Genomic DNA, 19,836 nt, shown 5'->3' on the forward strand with positions numbered 1-19,836 from the left:
CGTGTCCCGCAGCGTTTATATCATATTTAAAGGAGGAAAAGATGAAACGCTTACTGGCTTTGTTTCTTTCTTTTACTTGCATGATACTTCCCGGCTGCTCGGCAGAACAGAGCGGCGCCGGAGAAAAGCAGAAAACATTGACAGTCTATTCCACCATATCCTCAGACAGCGAACGCTCCGTATTCAGAAAGTTGGCTGATTCATTCCAAAAAGAACATCCGGACATTCAAGTAAACGTTCATTTCCCAGGCAATGACTACGAAAATATGATGAGGGTCAGAATGGCGGCCGGTGATATGCCCGATCTTTTCGACACACACGGCTGGGCCAAAATCCGCTACGGAGAATATACCGCCGACCTCAGCGGCATGTCTTGGACGAAGCGGCTCGATCCGAATTTAAACAGCATGCTCAAAGACGCCAAAGGCAGAATATACGCCTTCCCTCTGAATCAGGCAAAGGACGGACTGGCCTACAATCGTACGTTGTTGGAAAAATACGGAATAAAACCGCCGGAAACAATGGATGATTTTATGAAGGCATTGAGACAGATTAAAGAAAAAAGCGGCGGAACAGTCACCCCCTTCTGGTTTGCCGGCTATGAGAAAAGCTCATTTGCCCAATATTACGATCAACTCGCCGCACCGCTTCTCATCACAGATCCCGCACACCGTTACAAAAAACAACTGTTAAACGGAACCTTCCGCTGGACACACTTCACCTATTTATCTGACAAACTGAAAGAGATGCAAAAGGAAAACCTGCTCAATATAGATGCCGTGACGGCAAAACGGTCCCAGCTCATTGAACTGATGGCGCAAAACAAAATCGCCTTTACGCTGCAGGGCGGCACTCTCGGCCAAGACGTCGCTCAAATCAATCCGAAGGTAAAAGTCGGCATCATACCGACCCCGGCCGTCCACAAGGGAGACGCGCCGGTTTGGATCGGAGGCGAACGTTACACGCTGGCGGCATTCAAGGATTCCCCGCGGCTTGAAGAAGCGAAACAGTTTATCGCATTTATGGCCCGACCCGAGCATGCAAAATCAATTGCCGAAGCGACCTCGCTTCCGGCCGGATTAGTGAATGTGCAAACGGACATTTTCTACGCAAATGACTATAAGCGCTATCAGCATATTAAGGTGCAGCCTTATTTTGACCGCCTTTATTTGCCGAACGGAATGTGGGATGTGATGGGAACAGCCGGGCAGGAGCTGATGGCCGATATCTTAACCCCCGCTGAAATTTCAGCGAAACTCGGCAGGGAATATAAGCGGCTCCGGCTTCAATCTGATTCACGGGGAGCTGAAAAAGAATGAGTGATCTTGCAAAAGAAACCCACGGATTTCAACATCAAAAGCCGGTAAAACCGGCGTCACTATGGTGGATGTACGTCCCCGCTCTTGCCACGGTTTTTATTTTCATGATTTTTCCGTTTGTCAAAGGCGCTTTTATTACATTTACAAACTGGAACGGCTTCTCACAGACGTATCAATGGGTGGGGGTTACTCAATATAAAAGGCTTTTTACAGATCCGGACACGTGGCTTGTTGTGAAAAACACTTTGCTTTACGGGATCGGAAGCACTTTTTTTCAGAATATGCTTGGACTTTTATATGCGCTGCTTTTGAATCAGAGCTTAAAAATGAAGGCGCTCACAAGAACGATCGTCTACTTGCCCGTCATTATCAGTCCGCTGATTATGGGATACATTTGGTATTTTATTTTCTCATATGACGGGGGTGCGCTGAATGATGTGCTTGGCGCACTGGGAATCGGTCCTGTCAACGCCTTGGCAAGCCCTGCGGCAAACCCGTGGATTATCGTCATGATTAACACGTATCAATACGCAGGCATTGCGATGATTGTATATTTGGCGGGGCTGCAAAGCATTCCGAAAGATTATTACGAAGCCGCAAAAATGGATGGCGCGGGAGGTCTTCAGCCGTTTTTCACCATCACCCTGCCTTTATTGATGCCGGCTGTCACCATCAACATGGTCATCAATATCATCGGCGGGCTGAAGCTGTTTGATGTCATTTTCGCGCTGACCGCAGGCGGGCCGGGCAATTCCTCTCAATCGATGTCAACGTTTATGTATGATTTATATTTTAAACGGCAGGATGCGGGATATGCCGCCGCCCAAGGCGTGTTTATGTCCGTCATGATTCTTGTCATCAGCTTTTCGGCTCTCGTGTATTTCAAGCGAAAGGAGACGGAAATGTCATGAAAACAGCCCGAATGCGGATTTTTACGCTGTTGGCAGCCGTTATCTCGTGCGTTCATATTGTCCCCTTTTATATTTTGCTGACCACGTCATTAAAAGCAAAAGGTGACTACAGTTCAAAATGGTCGCTGCCATCCGCCTTTTCATTTCAGAATTTTCGTGAAGCATGGGAACGTGCCTCTCTCGGGCAATCCTTTCTGAACACGATCATCATTACAGCCGTTTCCGCCGCTTTGTTAATTTTCATGGGTTCGCTTGCCGCATACCCGCTCGCTAGAAGAAATACAAAGCTGAACAAAATCGTCTTCGGCCTTTTGATTTCAATCATGATCATCCCGCCTTTGACTTCCATGGTTCCTTTATACAAGATGGTCGCTGATGCGGGGCTGATCAATACGCATGCCGCAGCCATTCTCATTAATACGGCTGCATATATGCCGCTGACCGTTTTCTTATATTCAGGGTTTATCCGCTCCTCCATTCCGAAAGAGCTTGAGGAAGCCGCCAGGATCGACGGCGCGGGATTGATCAGGACTTTTTATACAATCGTGTTTCCTTTGTTGAAACCGATTACCGCAACGGTCTGCATTATTTCCTGCGTGTTTATCTGGAACGATTACCAATTTGCTATTTTCTTTTTACAAGATCAAAAGGTGCAGACATTGACCGTGGCCATGGCGGGATTTTTCGGCGAAAACGCGAACAATCTTCACTTAGTCGCCGCAGCCGCGATCATGGCGATGCTGCCGATGGTCGTATTGTTTTTGGCGCTTCAAAAATATTTTATCTCAGGGCTGTCCTCCGGGGCGGTCAAAGGCTGAGAAGAAAAGGGAGGAATTTCTGTTGAAGAAAATTACGTTTATCGGAGCGGGGAGCACGATTTTCGCCAAAAATGTACTGGGGGACTGCTTACTGACTGAAGCATTAAACGGGTTTGAATTCGCGCTTTATGATATTGACGCTGTACGGCTGAAAGAATCCCAGCTCATGCTGGAAAACATGAGAGACCGCTACAATACGAGTATATCCATCATCTCCTACGATGACCGAAAACAGGCGCTTACACACGCCGGCTATGTGATAAATGCCATTCAGGTCGGCGGTTATAAACCCGCGACGGTCATTGACTTTGACATCCCGAAGCGGTACGGTCTCCGCCAGACGATTGCCGATACCGTCGGAATAGGCGGTATTTTCCGTTCCCTTCGCACCATACCCGTTTTATTTGACATCGCAAAAGACATGGAAGAGGTCTGCCCGGATGCGTGGCTGTTAAATTATACAAATCCGATGGCCTCTCTGACCGGAGCGATGCTCAGACATACAAATGTCAAAACGGTCGGCCTGTGCCACAGCGTCCAGGTATGTACCAAAGATCTGTTTGACTCACTCGGCATGGATCACGAAGGGACGGAAGAACGCATTGCCGGCATCAACCATATGGCTTGGCTTTTGGAGATTAAAAAAGACGGAATTGATTTATATCCTGAAATTAAAAGACGGGCACGCGAAAAACAAAAGACGAAACATAAGGACATGGTGCGGTTTGAGCTGATGGATAAATTCGGCTGCTACGTAACGGAATCATCTGAGCATAATGCCGAATATCACCCGTATTTTATAAAAAGCCGGTATCCTGGGCTGATAGATGAACTCCAAATTCCGCTTGATGAATATCCGAGGAGATGCGCGGAACAAATCAACAATTGGGAAACGATGAGAGACAGCATCATCAACAACCAAAACCTGACGCATGAACGCTCAAAAGAATACGGTTCGAGAATTATTGAAGCGATGGAGACGGGCAAACCGTTCACATTCGGCGGCAATGTGCTGAATACCGGGCTGATACCGAATCTGCCGGCGAAAGCGGTCGTTGAAGTGCCTTGCACAGCCGTCAAAAACCACATTATGCCGTGCTATTCCGGCGAACTTCCCGAGCAGCTCGCGGCGCTCAACAGAACAAACATTAACACACAGCTTTTAACCATCGAAGCGGCCGTTACATTAAAAAAGGAAGCTGTATATCAGGCGGCCATGCTTGATCCGCATACGAGCGCCGAGCTTTCCATGAATGACATCATCTCTTTGTGCGATGACTTATTTGAAGCGCACAAAGACCGGCTTCCGGCTTATCACTGATCATTCGCGTTCCGGTCCTGGGCGGGCCGGACGCTTTTATATGTTCAGTACCAGTTTGACCGTCTGTAAAGTGTGTCCTTTAAAGTCTTCTTCAAATTCACATACCCATTGAAACCCTTTCGCTTGATAAAAGGATAAGGCAATGCGGTTCTCTTTTTCTGCATGGACATAAAGCTTTTTTACCCCGCCGGACTGCCTGATGCATTCTTTAAGGAGTGCCGTGCCTATCCCGTTTCCCTGGCAATCCGGGTCAATATAGATGGCGGTCAGCTCCGCATTTCCGTCTTTTTGAACCGGGGTGGCATTTGCAAAACCGAGCACTCGCCCCTCTTCTTCTGCCACAAAGAACAGAGAATGCAAGAGCCGGCGTTCCATCATCTCATCCTGATAGGCGGATTCGAGAAACTGATCTTGAATGTGTCTGGGAATAATCCCTTCATACGTATGATGCCAGCTGCGTTCTGCGACTTGCCGGACCTGTTTGATATCGTTTGTTTTCATCGCGCGGATCATCGGTTTCACCTGATTCGCCTCCCGTTTTTTTATAAAAAAAGAAGAAAAAGACGCACATCCCTTTTCTTCTTTCACTTCAAAGCGTTATTTCTTCGGCTTTGTTTCGCCTTCCCACTCCAGCATGCCGCCTTCAACATTAACCGTACGGAAGCCCTGCTCATGTAAATACATACAAACGTTCATGCTTCTTTTTCCGGAACGGCAGATAAATACATATTCCTTGTCCTTGTCTAACGCATCCATCTTCTCAGGGATGTCCCCCATGCGGATGTGAACGGCCTCCGGAATCATTCCTTCGGCAACTTCTTCGTCTTCTCTGACATCAATCAGATACAGCTCTTCTCCCGCTTTTAATTTTTCTTCCAGTGCGGCTGTGCTGATTTCATTTATTTTCAATGTGTGACACTCCCATTCATCTTTATGGTATTAAGTATACCAAAGCCCGCGGTGCAATTTCTATGATAGAGGCTGATAAAAAAGCCCCTCTCTGTAGGAGAGGGGCTTCGCCCGGTCAGTTTGCCACGATATTGACAAGCTTGCCCGGTACGGCAATGATTTTTCGGATCGTTTTTCCTTCAAGCTGCTCTTTTACTTTTTCGTCAGCTTGTGCGAGCTGTTCTAACGCTGCTTTATCAGCATCAGCCGGAACCATTAATTTCGCTTTTACTTTTCCGTTCAGCTGGACGACGATTTCCACTTCATCGTCCACCAGTTTTGATTCGTCATAGGCAGGCCAAGCCTCATATGCAATTGAACCTTCGTGGCCGAGTTTTTCCCACAGTTCTTCCGCCAAATGCGGCGCAATAGGAGAAAGCAGCTTCACAAAACCTTCGATATATTCTCTCGGCAGTTCATTCGCTTTGTAAGCTTCATTAATGAAGACCATCAGCTGAGAAATGCCCGTGTTAAAACGAAGGGCTTCGAAGTTTTCTGTCACTTTCATGACCGTTTCATGATAGACGCGCTCAAGAGTTTCGCCTGCGCCTTCTGTCACTTTGCCCGTAAGCTCTCCGTTTTCCTCGATAAACAAACGCCATACGCGGTCAAGGAAGCGGCGCGCTCCGTCAAGACCTGATTCAGACCAGGCGATAGATGCATCAAGCGGCCCCATAAACATTTCGTACAGGCGGAGCGTATCTGCTCCGTGAGACGCCACAATTTCATCCGGATTGACGACGTTTCCGCGGGATTTACTCATTTTTTCATTATTTTCCCCGAGAATCATTCCTTGGTTATACAGCTTTTGGAACGGTTCTTTCGTCGGCACGACACCGATATCATAGAGGAATTTATGCCAGAAACGCGCGTACAGAAGGTGAAGCACGGCATGCTCCGCTCCTCCGATGTAAATATCAACGGGCAGCCATTTATCCAGTTTCTCAGGTGAAGCGAGCTGATCCGGATTTTTCGGGTCGATAAAGCGGAGGAAATACCAGCAGCTTCCCGCCCATTGCGGCATCGTGTTCGTTTCTCTTCTGCCTTTTTTGCCCGTTTCAGGATCAGTGACTTCCACCCACTCTTTAATGTTGGCAAGCGGTGATTCACCTGTTCCGCTCGGTTTGATTTCATCGGTTTTCGGCAGAATCAGCGGCAGCTCTTCCGCCGGAACGGCTGTTGACGTGCCGTCTTCCCAATGAATAACCGGAATCGGCTCGCCCCAATAGCGCTGGCGGCTGAACAGCCAATCACGCAGACGATATGTCACTTTTTTCTCACCGTTTTTCGTTTCTTCAAGCCAGGCGATCATTTTTTCAATCGCTTCCGCTTTATTCAGTCCGTTCAGAAAGCCGGAATTGACATGCTCTCCGTCTCCCGTATACGCTTCTTCTTCCGTGTTTCCGCCTTTTACGACTTCTTTGACAGGCAGGCTGAACACTTTGGCGAATTCAAAATCACGTTCGTCATGCGCCGGCACGGCCATTACAGCGCCCGTTCCGTAAGAGGCGAGGACATAATCCGCTATCCAGATCGGCAGCTTTTCTCCGTTTGCAGGGTTTACGGCATATGCGCCCGTGAAGACGCCCGTTTTTGTTTTCGCAAGATCCGTCCGTTCCAGGTCACTTTTCGCCTGAACTTCTTTAACATAAGCGTCTACCGCTTCTTTTTGTTCAGGCGTCGTGATGGCCTCCACAAGCTCATGCTCAGGAGCCAGTACGGCATAAGCCGCGCCGAACAGCGTGTCCGGTCTTGTCGTAAACACGGTAAACGTGTCATCAGTGCCGTCGATCGCGAAATGCACGTTTGCGCCTTCTGAGCGTCCGATCCAGTTGCGCTGCATGTCTTTAATGCTTTCCGGCCAGTCAAGGTCTTCTAAATCTTCAAGAAGCCTGTCCGCATAAGCGGTGATTTTCAGCATCCATTGTCTCATCGGGCGGCGTTCAACCGGATGGCCGCCCCGCTCGCTTTTGCCGTCAATGACTTCTTCGTTCGCAAGCACCGTTCCGAGCGCCGGGCACCAGTTGACCGGCACTTCGTCTACGTAAGCGAGCCCTTTTTCGTACAGCTTGGTGAAGATCCACTGCGTCCATTTGTAATAGTCCGGATCAGTCGTATTGATTTCACGATCCCAATCATATGAAAATCCGAGCGATTGGATCTGGCGGCGGAAATTATCTATATTTTGTTTTGTGAACTCAGCCGGATCATTCCCCGTGTCAAGCGCGTATTGCTCGGCAGGAAGCCCGAACGCGTCCCATCCCATCGGATGAAGCACATTGTATCCTTGCATGCGTCTCATGCGCGAAAGGATATCGGTTGCCGTATAGCCTTCCGGATGTCCGACATGAAGGCCGGCTCCTGAAGGATACGGGAACATGTCAAGCGCGTAAAACTTCGGCTTGTCATTCTCTTCACTGACGGCGAACGTTTTATGATCCAACCAGTAATTCTGCCATTTCTTTTCTATTTTTTCATGCTGAAAACTCAACGTAAAAACCTCCTTCTGATTGAATACGGCGTATGTAGTCCAAGTATTGACGGGATGAGAAAGATTATATTCAGATTATTCTAAAACTAAAAAAACTCCCTCATCCCAAAAAGGGACGAGAGATTTTTATTTCCCGCGGTACCACCCTCGTTAGCGCGGTTTTGAGCCGCACTCACTTGATACTTTTAACGCAGTTATGCGTCAGCGGTTTTGCCGCTGCAACTCTGAGGCGAGTTCGGAAACAGACTTGATTGACTTGCACCGGCCGTCAACTCTCTGATTGCAAAATCTGCTTCTTACTGCTCCTCTTCACTGTTCTTATCGCTACCGTAATCTTACCTGTATTTTATAGAATTCTGTTCATAAGTGCAAGCAGGTTTGTATACAATGGGAATGTACCCGGAACGGGTCATGAGCGGGGATATTATTTTGATGGAGGATTTTTTTGCTGGTGTGGTTTTGCTTCGGCCGAATCACTGTTTTGTTCTCTGACAAAATCAAAGCTCCTGAGAACAGCTTCTCCGCCGTAGCCTGCGATTATGGATAAGATGACGAGTTGAATTCCTGAATCGGGGTCAGCGGATAAGACAAGTAAGATGGAAGCAGCCATTCCGATAAAACCATCTTCCAAAAAACCGAGATAGATAAACCGCTTTGTCATTCTGGGTTTCTCCAGCCTGCCTCTCTTTTTCACATGACCGAGAACCCCCATGATTCCTCCAATTACACAAGCAATTATTACCTGATGCAGCATCTTCATCACCTTCCTAAAGCCCTTATTTAGTAAAGCGACTTCAGGCCATCCAGCCCCCTTACGAATACGATGATTTTCGATATCTACATACCGGCGATTGAGCAGGAAAGTAAAAAGCTTGTTTCTTCCATTATATGTGAACACATGATCGGTAAGCTTGATGCATTAGATTCATTTTTCATCCAGTGACAATGACCTAGTCACTTACTTAGCGATGATGTGCCTTCCCCTTATATATTCAGTGTATATGAGGACAAGCCCGAATGACAAATTGCAAACTCCGGCTGCTTGAATCAGAACATATGTTATGCTACGGTTACTGTAGATTCATTTAAAAAGGGGAGAAACAATGGCTGAAAAAGCGCACAGCTTTACGGCCAAAAGGGGGTTTTACATGGCTGACTCAAATGTATTCGGAAAACTGGAGCAGCTGGAGCTTATCAAAAAGGCGCTTGATCACGCACGCATCGGCGTGGTGATTACAGACCCCTCTCTTGAGGACAATCCCATCATATATACAAATCAGGGATTTATGGATATGACAGGCTACTCTTCCGAAGAGATATTAGGTAAGAACTGCAGATTTCTGCAAAGCAAAGAAACCGACCGTCAACAAGTCGCGAAAATAAGAAAGAGCTTAAACCAGAAAGAAAAGATCACGGTACGGCTGAAAAATGTCAAAAAAGACGGCACCCCATTTTGGAATGAACTCAACATTGATCCTCTGTATGTTGAAGACAAGCTCTATTTTGTCGGTTTTCAAAAAGACATCACAGAGCAGAAAGAATACGAAAAGCTCCTTGAGGATTCCCTCGCAGAAATCACGACGCTGTCAACGCCGATTGTTCCGATCCGAAACGGCATCTCCGCTTTGCCGTTAGTGGGAAACTTAACGGAAGAACGATTTGATTCAATCGTGACAACTTTGACGGACATATTAACCGCATCTAAAGATGATTACTTAATTATAGACTTATCAGGTCTGGCCGAGGTAAACGAACAGACCGCTGACCGGATTTTCAAATTGCACCACCTGCTTAAATTAATCGGCACGGAATTGATTATCACCGGGATCAAGCCTTCCCTCGCCATGAGAATGAATCAGCTTGATGCCAGCTTTTCTTCATTAAAGACGTATTTAAACGTTAAGGACGCGGTCAACGTGCTTCCGGTCGTATAAACAAAAAAATCCCGCCGAAACGGGACTGACCCCCGTTTTTGAGACAGGGATCAAAACACCTTCATACAGCCAATTGCCGATATTGTATCGGCGATTGGCTGTTTAGTTTCGTTTGAATACGAATATTGTTATAATAATGAATGTATTCTATGGCAGTGCGTTCTACGATGGCGGTCGTAGTTCGATCAATGCTGTTAAGATAGAACGTTTCAGACTTTAGTGAGGAATGAAACGATTCGATGGAGGCATTATCAGCGGGCGTCCCTTTGCGGGACATGCTCATGGTAATGCCTTTTGTTTTAACAGCTTTCTGATACTCATAAGATGTATAAACAGAACCTTGGTCACTATGTAACACGCAGTTTTCAGGAAGTGTTGGCAGCTGATCAAGTGTGTCTAAGACAAAGTCTGTGTCCTGCTTATCTCCAATCGTAAAAGCAATCACTTCTCCATTGTATAAATCCAATATACTGGAAAGGTACAATTGTTTCTGTCCATAAGGCAAATATGTGATGTCCGTTACCAGTTTTTCAAGAGGGCGATCAGACTGAAAGTTCCGATCCAATATATTATCGACCACAGAATATGGCTGCCCACTTTTTTTACGCTTTTTCATCTTAACCCGACACTGCCATTGATTTTTCTGCATAATACGTTGAACAGATTTATGATTAATACTTATTCTCTTTTTTAGTATGGCTGTGATTTTTCGATATCCATATCGATACTTGTGTTCTCGGCACAACGTGCCGATTTGTTTCTCCAGTCGTATTTTAGGATTACTCTTAGTCAGATTCTTTCTCCATCTATAATATGAAGTGCGTGAAATATCTAAATGGACACAGATGTCCTGTACCGTCATCGTCTTGCGCAATTCTTCTACCAGTTTGATTGTCGTTTCCCTATCAGCTTCCTTTCCAATTCGTTGTACTTTTTTAACACTTCATTCTGTTGTCTCAGATAACGATTCTCTGCCTGGAGTTTCTCTAATTCAGAAGAATACTCCGGACCCTTTCCATAAGTATATTGCTTTCCAACAGGCTGTTCGAATCGGTGGGTATCCCCAGCCTTATGCCATCTAACCCATGTCTGAACCTGAGTCTTATTTTTGATATTCAATTCCTGCATGATCTCTTTCATAGGCACGCCCGCCAATCTCATTCCTACAGCCTTCTGTTTGACTTCAACCGGATAACTCACTCTTGTCCCCATAGAAAAACACCTCCAAGTTTTATTTCGGATAACAACGGTCCGTTTTCAAACTTGAAGGTGTTTTTTGTTTGTCTCATATTATGGGGTCAGTTCCAAACAGCGGGATTTTTTTATGTCGTCATCGTACTTGGACGTTTTGTTTATTAACGGTTTTCAGGCGTTTGTCGTACAGCACCGTCGCTGCGATGCTGACAACAAGAAGCACCATCAGGATCCACAGCAGCACGCTCATTCCGTACTGATCAACCAGCACGCCGCCAAGGAGCGGCCCGATCATTCTGCCGCCCGTCGCCGCACTGTTGACGAATCCTTGGTAAAATCCTTCTTTCCCCTTAGGCGCAAGCTGATTGGCAATGGTAGGCACGGCAGGCCAGACAAGCATTTCTCCGACGGTTAAAATCACCATTGCGGTGAGGTACATCGGAAATTGCTTGGCGCTGAGAAGCACGCCGAACGAGACGATAAAAATACAAAAGCCGATGACCATCTGCGTTTTTAACGCACCGGACCATTTTTTCAGAACAGCTCCCATGAGAGGCTGTCCGGCGACAATTAATATTCCGTTTACGGTCCAGAGCACACTGTATAATGAAAGCGGCATACCGATGCTTTGAGTATGTGACGCAACGGTTGTGGACCACTGCGAATAGGCGATCCACCCGAGAACATACCCGCCGCTCAATATGAGAAGCGCCGTAAATTTCGTTCTGCTGCTGACAGGCTCGTAGTCCAGAACAGAAACCTGGCTCGCATGCTGAGTTTTGATATTTCGAAACCCGAAAAATACGATAAGGAAAAACAGCACATACAGCATAGCATTGGCTAAAAACACGTACGTAAACGAGTACGCCGCAACCATCCCGCCGAGTGCCGAGCCCACGGCGACACCTGCGTTCTGAGCTACATAAATCGCATTAAAAGCTCTCCGCCCGCCTTCTTTCCATACCGCTCCCGCCATGGCGTAACTGGCCGGAAACACGATACCGGAACCGAAGCCGACAATGATGAGCAGCCAAATATAAACGGGCCATTGATGAAACAGAACGAGTCCGAGAAGACTTGCCAATGTGATCATAATGCCCAGCATAATGGATTTGAATCCGCCGATTTTATCAAACAAAAATCCGCCGCATAAATTCCCCGCCACACTGGCCCCGGAATTCAGCATCAGAACAACCCCCGCAACAGTCAGCGATTTCCCTAAATGATTATGAATATAGATCGTATTCAGCGGCCAAAAAAAAGATGCGCCCGTCACATTGATAAACATTCCGATGATTAATATCTTCAAAGCGCGCGGCATACCGATCCCCCTCTCTCTATAAAAAACCCCATGAAAAAACGGAAACCGCAAGCCGCGGCTCCGTATCGAACACGTTATCATAGCACATTCATTCTATCGCCGCGGACGTCTTTTTTCAACATCAGAATCTGAAAAAAATAATGCCGGAATGTTGAAAAAATTACAAATGATTGGATTCACAAAAACAGGCCGGCCTCATGCTCTTTTCCTCAGCAGCCAAAACGGAATATACAGAATGAAAAAGCTCAATATCACCGCCGCTTCCATTGATAGAAGATACCACGGCCAAGGTCCGAAAACATTCAGAAGCGAAGCGGTCTTCGGTTTTTTCATTAAATATAAGTAATTCGCATTCAGCACACGATCAATAAAAAAGACACACGCCCCGTACAGATTTACGATCAGCACAGACACCCACAGTCCGCGCGCCGACGGCCTGTACCTTTCTGCAGCGGCCATGAATAGACAGGTAAGAAAAACACAGCCGTGGGAGATGAAAAACACGATGTACCGAAAATGCGGGAAAGAATACGCCCCTAAATCAGGTGTTGCCATCGCCTGTACGGCGCTGCCCAAACCGGCAAAATAGAGGAAGGCGAACAGTTTTTTGCTTTTTGTCATGACCATCAGCATTGCCAAATAGACGGAAAGGTCGCTCAGCTGCAGCGGCAGAGCTGTTTTCAGCGACCAGGCATGATGACAAAGCAGCCATATATGATAGCTGATCTGCGACACGGCAAGAAGAATGAACAGTACATAGCGGAAAACGCGATTCGGCCGGCCGTAGTTGAGCTGTTTCCGGAATACGATCACGCCCGCCCCCAGCAATCCGATGATCAACAGCGTGAAAATGTGTTCCTTGGAAAATAGATGAAAGGCCCCTGTTTCAGATTTCAATTGAAAATATCTCTGCATAAGGCTCCCCCGCGCGAAAAAATGACGTATGTCTATTCTTTTAAAAATCGCTTTCTTCTATTCATACAAAAAAAGCCTCCGCTTATGCGGAGGCTCCTCAACTTGTTTTACAAGGCGGATTGAATGACCTTTTTATAGTATAGCACCGACAGCATGCCGAAGATGGAGTACAGCAGCGTATACAGCGCCATGACGATGATCATCGGCGTCCACACTTCCGTTCCGAATAAAAACCATCCTGACTGAACGGCAAAATAGCTGTGGAACAGCCCGAGAACGAGCGGAATCCCGAAATGATACGCCTGCTTCCGGCGGATGCCTTTCAGCAGATCTCCCGTTGTAAAGCCGAGCTTCCGCAATATCGTGTAATCAGCCTTCTCATCCTCACACTCGCCCATTTGTTTAAAATAAAGGATACAGCCTGAGGTGATCAGAAAGGTTAACCCCAAAAAGCCGACAATAAACATGATCAGCCCCATATTTTTCTTTTGGGTGTCAGCCGTTTCAAATTGTGAAAGCGCGCCGTCAGAATAGTGCTGCGCTTGAAACAGACCATCAGCTTTTTGGATGTCCTCTTCACGTTTGAGTGTAATGCCGAAAAACCGATTTGATTTTCCCTGGATGGACGGGTCGATATCTTTCTCGATCCGGTCAAATACCTGCTGCGTGACGATAACGGTCGGCAGCCCTCCGCTTGTAAATGTATATGACAGAAGGAAGTCGTTCTTCAAGCCCTTATACGCCAGCGGTATTTTATCCGTTTTGCCGTTTATATCAATGGATCCTGACGTTTTCAGGTCGAGAAATCTTTTCATCATATCATTATATCCGGTAAACACGGCTTCTCCGTCAGAAAGCTCCGTCCCTTCTGCGTCTTTCTCGCTTATAATCGGCAGCGCCAAGCTGGACGGGTCTTGTTGAAAGCTTTTCATGTCGCCGTTTATGATGTTCTTCATATTGACACCGGCTTGAATGGTCTTGATTGTTTTCACTTTGTGTTCAATTCCGTTTTTCTTCAATAAAGCGATAAATGAGTCAGTCTCCTTTTGGTTATCAAACGCAAAGTCCGCGGCTGTATTTTGCTCAGCCGATTTTTCCGCGGAATAGTACGAGATATAGCTTAAAGACAGCAAACCGATTGCCAGCGCCGAAAGAGTCGTAATAATCGTCAGCAGGACGGCGTTTGACTTCATCCGGAACATGATGGATGACAAAGACAGCACTTCACTGACATTCAGATACCCGCCTTTTGATTTCCGGATGAGATTTGCCAGAAAGCTGACCGAACCTTTATAAAACAGATAGGTTCCGATAATGACCGAGCCGAGAATAAACACCATGGCCGAAAACAGTTCATTCATGCTCGTAAAACTGCCTCCGAATAAATCCGCGGACACGGCATAGCCGGCGATAATGGCCGCAATACCGACAACGCCGATCGACATCTGCACCCAAGAAAGCCGTCTTATGCCGCTTTCTGACGATGACGCGGTTTTAAATAAAGACAAAATGCTTTGCCGTTTAATAAATAAGTAATTCATCATCATAATCAGCACGTAAATCGCCCCGAACACAATTAACGTCTGAACGAGCGCCTTGCTTGAAAAAAACAGTGAGACAGAGGCTTTCACACCGACTGTATGAAACAGCATCATCATACATAATTTCGAGAGAGAAAAGCCGGCAAAAATACCGATCCAAATCGATCCGAAATACAAAATGAAATTTTCTGTGCTGAGTATGCGGAAAATGTGCATTTTCGTCATGCCGATTAATCGGAATAAGCCGATTTCCCGGCCGCGCCGTTTAATAAAAATGGTGTTGGCGTATAAAAGAAATACCGACACGATCGCCACAAGCAGTACAGAGGCGGCCCGGATTGCCGCCGCTCCTTTTATGGAGCTTTTCATTTCATCAAGCGCCGGATCGTATTGCATCGTGACAAACGCGAAATAAAGGGCGGCGCTGAACACCAGCGCAAAAACGTAAAGGTAATAGTTTTTCATATTCTTTTTCAGGTTCTGGAAGATCAAATGATGAATACTCATGCCTGAATCCCGCCCAATACACTTTGCGTTTTCATAATATCCTGAAAAAAGTCGGGTCTGTCCTGGCCGCCCTTATTCAGCTGTGTATACACACGGCCGTCTTTAATGAAAACCACACGTCCGGAATAGCTGGCGGCAACCGGATCATGCGTCACCATCACAATGGTGGCGCGGCGTTTTTGATTCAGACGGCTGAGTTTATTCAGTAAATCCATGGCAGCCTTTGAATCGAGCGCTCCGGTCGGCTCATCAGCAAAAATAATGCCCGGCTCGTGAATAACAGCTCTTGCGGCAGACGTCCGCTGTTTTTGCCCGCCGGAAATTTCACTCGGATACTTATGTCGCAAATCATAGATCCCAAGCTCCTCTGCCGTCTCGGCAAATCGCAGGTCCGCCTCTTTCTTAGACATTTTCGTAATGGATAACGGCAGGAGTATGTTTTCCTTCACGGTCAGGGTGTCCAATAAATTATAATCCTGAAAAATAAAGCCGAGATGCCGTTTTCTGAATTCGGCAAGCTGTTTTTCTTTCATGGATGTAATCTCCGTCTCATTCAGTTTAATGGTGCCCGCGCTCACTTTATCAATGGAGGAAAGCACATTCAAAAGGGTCGTTTTCCCTGATCCCGACGGGCCCATAATGCTGACGAATTCCCCTTTGTGAATCTGAAGATCAATTCCTTTCAGCACCTCTTGTTTATTCAGCTTGTTTCCGTAGCTTTTTTGGATATTGCCTGCTTCTAAAATCATCACGTTCTGATTCTCCTTTTACATTGGTTATCTTTATTTTAAAAACAGAAGCCGTTTTTTTCGTTTGATTAAGCGAACAAAAGAGAAAAGCATGTGACACTTTTGTCACACGCTGAACATGCTGACGGCATCGTTCTGTTTCGGAAACACCAAGGTAAAAACCGTGCCGCTTTCCGGCTCAGAGCGCACGCTGATCTGGATAAGAAGCGGAGCCGCGGCTTTTCGAGCCAAATACAGGCCCATCCCCGTTGATGCGTGATCACGTCTCATTCGCGTCGAGGTAAATCCCTTTTCAAAAATGCGCGGAAGATCTTTGGGCTCGATGCCGATGCCGCGGTCTTCGATATCCACATGCACCCGGCCGTTTTGTTCATAGCTTTTTACGGTAATGTCATCCGCCTCACTGTATTTGACGGCATTGCTTAACAGCTGCCTGATGATGAAGGAAAGCCATTTTCCGTCACTGTGAACGTCTGGTGAATCAAGCTGAATGTCAAACCCGATCCCTTTTTGTATACACCATGATTGCAGATTTTTAATTTCTTTGAAAACGAGCGGCCTGAGCTGAATTCGCTGGAATGATAAATCATTTTCAATAAAGGACAATCGTTTCTGATGAAGCTGCTGGTCCAGAAGATGGTGAATCCGCAGCCATTCATACAGCAAAGGGGCTTTCAGCGGCTGTTCATCAAGGCGCTCAATCATGAGATGCATCGCTGTCAGCGGTGTTTTGACCTCGTGAATCCAAGACATCAGATCGTCCTTTTCATGCTCTGACGCCGCCTGAAGGTGAAGTGAGCTTTTTCTTAACTGCTCTGTCTGCCCTTCAATGCTTTCTTCAACGATAGACTCAAACGGACTTTCAGGCGCTTTAAGATAAGACATGTCTAAATTGGCGTCCCACTCTCTTAAGCTTTTATAATAGGCGGTCTCTTTACGATAGCGGAACAAGAGAAATACAAGAAACACAAGAAGCGACAGGTAAACAAAATACAGCACTGAAAGAAACGGAATAGACGGATCAATATATGCCGCAAAAAGGAGCACAGCCTGCTGCAAAAGAAACATCGCGATCCAGCTCTTTCTTTCGAGCAGAAATGATTTAATCATAAAGACCGTCTTCTTCCTTTGCGATGTATCCCTGCCCCACCTTGGTTTCAATCATTTTCCCGATGCCTAATTGATCGAGTTTTTTCCGCAGCCGGTTGACATTCACCGTCAGCGTATTATCACTGACGAAACGCTCATCATTCCATAGGCTTCTGATGAGTTCTTCCCTGCTGACGATTTTATTTTTCTGCTCAGCCAGCAGTTTTAAGATCAGCATTTCGTTTTTGGTCAGCTCGACCGAACCGTTTTTACGGCTGACCGTGTTGGTTTCTGTGTCAATGACCGCCCCGCACCATCTTTTCATCAGCGCCGGTTCTGTGCCGTATTGATGCACACGGCGGAACACCGCCTGTATTTTCGCGATTAACACATCAAAGTGAAAAGGCTTCTGAATAAAATCATCTGCCCCGAGCTGCATCGACATGACCATATCCGCGGGATGATCGCGCGAGGACAAAAAGAGAATCGGCACGTTTGATTGGGAGCGTATCATTCTGCACCAATGAAAGCCGTCAAATTTCGGCAGCTGTACATCAATGATCACCAAATCAGGCTTAATTTCGGAAAACTCCCGGATGACCCGGCTGAAATCTTTTATTCCGTGCACCGCAAATGACCAGCCCGTTAATCTCTCTTTCATCTCATGAAACAAAGTGTTATCATCTTCTATTAACAAAATGTGAAACATGGTATCCGCCCTTTTCTGATAGATAGAGGAAAAACCGGCTGATGTCCAGCCGGCTTTTTTCCTTTACAGTTCTCTTCTTAATGCAGTCAGAACGTTGGTTTTTGTCGCTTTGCGGGCCGGATTCATACCGGAAATCACCGCGACCCCCGCACAAATGACAACTGCAATCACAACGAGGCTGAGCGGGATATAGGAGAAGGTATAATGAAGATCTTCGGCTCCGGTATTTCCCCCTACCGCTTTCAAGATAACCGGCACAGCCAGATTGACGGCAAAACTCACTCCGTAAGAAATGATAATCCCGATGACAGAACCTAATATCCCGATATAGGCGCTTTCCATCAGGAACATTCTGCGGATGATGGACGGACTTGCGCCGATCGCTTTCATAATCCCGATTTCCTGCGTTCGTTCCGTCACCGCCATCGTCATCGTATTGAAAATACCGATGGCAGAAATCACGACGGCGATAAAGCCGACAAAGATCAGGCCGATTTTAAAGACGAGGAAAAAGGTGTTGCCGCCCTTCAGCTCGGTTGTGACAGATCTGACATAAAAGCCGTCATCGGTGAGGTCATGGGTAAGCTGATCGACATGATCGAATTTGTCTGCATACACATTGATGCTTTTTTCCGCATTTCCATTCTTCAGATCCAAGAATGTTGAGAAGTCCTTCTTGAATTGATCACTCACAAAAATATTTGTATCCTCCATCCAATCTTGGGACGGTTTTTTTGTAATTCCGACTACTTTAAAGTCGTACGTTTTCGTTTTCTCAACGTCTCCGTCTTTGTTAGTTTTGGAGATGCTCAGCTGTATCGTTTTATTAAGCAGGTCTTTCGTATAGCCTTTTGGTTTTTTCACCTCCGACATGTCGCCTTGGTGATCATTTAACTCTTTGTCGTAAGCGTCAGCCTCTTTTTTCGTCAATAGGTTCTTCGCAAAATCATAGCCGACCACGATTTCATTCTCTGTGCGGGCGACTCTTCCCTGATCAAGCTCCATATTGGCTTTGACTTCATCGTTCATGTTTGTCAGCACAATGGCTGAATCTTCATTTGTTCGGTTTCCCAATGACGCTTTGTTCGGTTCATACACTTGTGTTCTTTCAACGACAGACTTGACATTTTTATACTTTTCCAAGTCTGACTTCTTCACGGCTTTTCCGTTCTCTTGGCCGAGCACATTGATTTCCGTAACAATCTGCTGGCTCATGGTTATGTCTGTAATCGTTTTTTGGATGCCGAATCCGACGGAAGCCAGCACCACTAAAAACGCGCACGCCATTGTCGTCGCCAGCACCGTCATGAAAACACGCAGCCGGTTTTTCTTCATATTTCTTCTGATAAAGTGAATCTGATCCTTAAATCTCAACAGTAACGCCCCCTTTTAATACACCGTCATGCAGCTGGAATTTTGAATGCGCGATCGAAGCGACTTCATCGTCATGCGTAATGATGACAAATGTAATCCCGCGCTCCCGGTTCAGCTGCTGAATTAATGCAAGCACCTCAAGTTCCGTTTCTGAATCAAGGCTTCCCGTCGGCTCATCAGCTAAAATAATCGACGGATTTAAAATCAGGGCTCTTGCGATACTGACACGCTGCTGCTGGCCGCCTGACAGCTCATTCGGATAATGATTCGCATGATTCTCAAGTCCGACCCGTTTCAGCATGTCCGCGACTTTCTGCTTGCGTTCAGACGGTTTGACGCCTTTTAAGGCAAGCGGCATTTCAACATTTTCATAGGTTGTCAGACTCGGAATGAGCTGAAAACTTTGAAAAATAAAACCGAAGTGCCCGAGGCGGAACTGCGCCCACTCTTTTTCACTGAAGCCCGTCACATCAGTGCCGTTAATGACGATACGGCCCTTCGTCGGCGCTATGTATCCGGATATTAAATTCAGAAGCGTTGATTTTCCGGAACCGCTCCGACCGACGATACAGGCAATTTCCCCTTTTTCAACGGTCAAAGAGACATCCTTCAGCACCGGAACCTCACTCTCTCTGCCTTTCCTGCCGATTTTAAATGAATGATCAATATGCTGTACTTCTATCACGTACACCACT

18 protein-coding genes and 1 other annotated feature are annotated in these 19,836 nt (G+C 46.5%); of the genes, 5 read left to right on the forward strand and 13 right to left on the reverse strand.

Annotation, left to right across the window (positions count from 1 at the left end):
* Positions 1 to 41 precede the first annotated feature (41 nt).
* From NYE36_RS15325 to melA, 4 genes are read left to right on the forward strand one after another with little or no spacing between them, the layout of a single operon-like run.
* A complete protein-coding gene (locus NYE36_RS15325) occupies positions 42 to 1,319 on the forward strand; it encodes an extracellular solute-binding protein (RefSeq protein WP_094032170.1) in 1,278 nt (425 codons plus the stop codon).
* A complete protein-coding gene (locus NYE36_RS15330; RefSeq protein ID WP_265451108.1) occupies positions 1,316 to 2,230 on the forward strand; it encodes a sugar ABC transporter permease in 915 nt (304 codons plus the stop codon). Before NYE36_RS15325 ends, NYE36_RS15330 begins: the two co-directional genes overlap by 4 nt.
* On the forward strand, positions 2,227 to 3,048 hold the full coding sequence (locus NYE36_RS15335) for a carbohydrate ABC transporter permease (protein WP_031378734.1): 822 nt from the start codon (positions 2,227 to 2,229) through the stop codon (positions 3,046 to 3,048). The genes NYE36_RS15330 and NYE36_RS15335 overlap by 4 nt, the downstream gene beginning before the upstream one ends.
* A gap of 22 nt (positions 3,049 to 3,070) precedes the next feature.
* On the forward strand, positions 3,071 to 4,369 hold the full coding sequence (melA, locus tag NYE36_RS15340; protein WP_060674854.1) for an alpha-galactosidase MelA: 1,299 nt from the start codon (positions 3,071 to 3,073) through the stop codon (positions 4,367 to 4,369).
* Between the two features lie 36 nt (positions 4,370 to 4,405).
* Here melA and NYE36_RS15345 read toward each other — a convergent pair whose 3' ends face one another.
* The 4 genes from NYE36_RS15345 to NYE36_RS15360 all read right to left on the reverse strand — a co-directional run bounded on the left by NYE36_RS15345 (position 4,406) and on the right by NYE36_RS15360 (position 8,568).
* Positions 4,406 to 4,882 carry a GNAT family N-acetyltransferase gene (locus tag NYE36_RS15345; RefSeq protein ID WP_079891821.1) on the reverse strand — a complete coding sequence of 159 codons (477 nt, stop codon included), beginning with the start codon at positions 4,880 to 4,882 and terminating at the stop codon, positions 4,406 to 4,408.
* Positions 4,883 to 4,966: 84 nt separating this feature from the next.
* On the reverse strand, positions 4,967 to 5,278 hold the full coding sequence (locus NYE36_RS15350) for a rhodanese-like domain-containing protein (protein WP_003152299.1): 312 nt from the start codon (positions 5,276 to 5,278) through the stop codon (positions 4,967 to 4,969).
* Positions 5,279 to 5,393: 115 nt separating this feature from the next.
* The gene (gene leuS / locus NYE36_RS15355) at positions 5,394 to 7,808 is read right to left on the reverse strand and encodes a leucine--tRNA ligase (RefSeq protein ID WP_015240416.1); all 2,415 of its coding nucleotides are present in this window, start codon (positions 7,806 to 7,808) and stop codon (positions 5,394 to 5,396) included.
* Between the two features lie 108 nt (positions 7,809 to 7,916).
* Positions 7,917 to 8,130: a binding site (T-box leader), on the reverse strand.
* Between the two features lie 102 nt (positions 8,131 to 8,232).
* Positions 8,233 to 8,568, reverse strand: coding sequence for a DUF4257 domain-containing protein (locus tag NYE36_RS15360; protein WP_015418038.1), 336 nt, complete (start codon positions 8,566 to 8,568; stop codon positions 8,233 to 8,235).
* 388 nt (positions 8,569 to 8,956) lie between these two features.
* On the opposite strand from NYE36_RS15360, the gene NYE36_RS15365 reads away from it, so the two are divergent.
* Positions 8,957 to 9,742 (forward strand): STAS domain-containing protein, encoded by a 786-nt coding sequence (locus tag NYE36_RS15365; RefSeq protein WP_022553638.1) that lies wholly within the window; start codon positions 8,957 to 8,959, stop codon positions 9,740 to 9,742.
* A gap of 61 nt (positions 9,743 to 9,803) precedes the next feature.
* On the opposite strand, the gene NYE36_RS15370 is transcribed toward NYE36_RS15365, so the two are convergent.
* The 9 genes from NYE36_RS15370 to NYE36_RS15410 form a co-directional block, all read right to left on the reverse strand.
* A protein-coding gene (locus NYE36_RS15370; RefSeq protein ID WP_222835235.1) for an IS3 family transposase occupies positions 9,804 to 10,954 on the reverse strand; the annotation gives its coding sequence in 2 pieces (ribosomal slippage) (positions 9,804 to 10,681 and positions 10,681 to 10,954; 1,152 coding nt in all).
* Positions 10,955 to 11,072: 118 nt separating this feature from the next.
* Positions 11,073 to 12,257 (reverse strand): MFS transporter, encoded by a 1,185-nt coding sequence (locus NYE36_RS15375; RefSeq protein ID WP_265451427.1) that lies wholly within the window; start codon positions 12,255 to 12,257, stop codon positions 11,073 to 11,075.
* A gap of 195 nt (positions 12,258 to 12,452) precedes the next feature.
* On the reverse strand, positions 12,453 to 13,172 hold the full coding sequence (locus NYE36_RS15380) for a TIGR02206 family membrane protein (RefSeq protein ID WP_094032154.1): 720 nt from the start codon (positions 13,170 to 13,172) through the stop codon (positions 12,453 to 12,455).
* 107 nt (positions 13,173 to 13,279) lie between these two features.
* Positions 13,280 to 15,220 carry an ABC transporter permease gene (locus NYE36_RS15385; protein ID WP_043021696.1) on the reverse strand — a complete coding sequence of 647 codons (1,941 nt, stop codon included), beginning with the start codon at positions 15,218 to 15,220 and terminating at the stop codon, positions 13,280 to 13,282.
* Positions 15,217 to 15,972 carry an ABC transporter ATP-binding protein gene (locus NYE36_RS15390; protein ID WP_015240420.1) on the reverse strand — a complete coding sequence of 252 codons (756 nt, stop codon included), beginning with the start codon at positions 15,970 to 15,972 and terminating at the stop codon, positions 15,217 to 15,219. The genes NYE36_RS15385 and NYE36_RS15390 overlap by 4 nt, the downstream gene beginning before the upstream one ends.
* A 102-nt stretch (positions 15,973 to 16,074) precedes the next feature.
* Entirely contained in the window at positions 16,075 to 17,079 is a 1,005-nt protein-coding gene (locus NYE36_RS15395; RefSeq protein ID WP_094032153.1) for a sensor histidine kinase, read from the reverse strand.
* Positions 17,072 to 17,767, reverse strand: coding sequence for a response regulator transcription factor (locus tag NYE36_RS15400; RefSeq protein WP_014418686.1), 696 nt, complete (start codon positions 17,765 to 17,767; stop codon positions 17,072 to 17,074). The genes NYE36_RS15395 and NYE36_RS15400 overlap by 8 nt, the downstream gene beginning before the upstream one ends.
* A gap of 63 nt (positions 17,768 to 17,830) precedes the next feature.
* Entirely contained in the window at positions 17,831 to 19,141 is a 1,311-nt protein-coding gene (locus NYE36_RS15405; protein WP_265451425.1) for an FtsX-like permease family protein, read from the reverse strand.
* Positions 19,131 to 19,826, reverse strand: a complete 696-nt coding sequence (locus NYE36_RS15410; protein ID WP_007408816.1) for an ABC transporter ATP-binding protein — start codon at positions 19,824 to 19,826, stop codon at positions 19,131 to 19,133. The genes NYE36_RS15405 and NYE36_RS15410 overlap by 11 nt, the downstream gene beginning before the upstream one ends.
* Between the last annotated feature and the right edge of the window lie 10 nt (positions 19,827 to 19,836).

This window comes from Bacillus sp. FSL R5-0593 (assembly GCF_038603755.1).
GTDB lineage: Bacteria > Bacillota > Bacilli > Bacillales > Bacillaceae > Bacillus > Bacillus velezensis.

What these genes read in the sequence shown, in the direction of transcription:
- NYE36_RS15385 (WP_043021696.1), bottom strand. Translation starts at nt 15,220, where the DNA reads ATGAGTATTCATCATTTGATCTTCCAGAACCTGAAAAAGAATATGAAA.
- NYE36_RS15335 (WP_031378734.1), top strand. Translation starts at nt 2,227, where the DNA reads ATGAAAACAGCCCGAATGCGGATTTTTACGCTGTTGGCAGCCGTTATC.
- NYE36_RS15345 (WP_079891821.1), bottom strand. Translation starts at nt 4,882, where the DNA reads ATGATCCGCGCGATGAAAACAAACGATATCAAACAGGTCCGGCAAGTC.
- NYE36_RS15380 (WP_094032154.1), bottom strand. Translation starts at nt 13,172, where the DNA reads ATGCAGAGATATTTTCAATTGAAATCTGAAACAGGGGCCTTTCATCTA.
- NYE36_RS15330 (WP_265451108.1), top strand. Translation starts at nt 1,316, where the DNA reads ATGAGTGATCTTGCAAAAGAAACCCACGGATTTCAACATCAAAAGCCG.
- NYE36_RS15375 (WP_265451427.1), bottom strand. Translation starts at nt 12,257, where the DNA reads ATGCCGCGCGCTTTGAAGATATTAATCATCGGAATGTTTATCAATGTG.
- NYE36_RS15325 (WP_094032170.1), top strand. Translation starts at nt 42, where the DNA reads ATGAAACGCTTACTGGCTTTGTTTCTTTCTTTTACTTGCATGATACTT.
- NYE36_RS15360 (WP_015418038.1), bottom strand. Translation starts at nt 8,568, where the DNA reads ATGAAGATGCTGCATCAGGTAATAATTGCTTGTGTAATTGGAGGAATC.
- NYE36_RS15400 (WP_014418686.1), bottom strand. Translation starts at nt 17,767, where the DNA reads ATGTTTCACATTTTGTTAATAGAAGATGATAACACTTTGTTTCATGAG.
- NYE36_RS15395 (WP_094032153.1), bottom strand. Translation starts at nt 17,079, where the DNA reads ATGATTAAATCATTTCTGCTCGAAAGAAAGAGCTGGATCGCGATGTTT.
- NYE36_RS15365 (WP_022553638.1), top strand. Translation starts at nt 8,957, where the DNA reads ATGGCTGACTCAAATGTATTCGGAAAACTGGAGCAGCTGGAGCTTATC.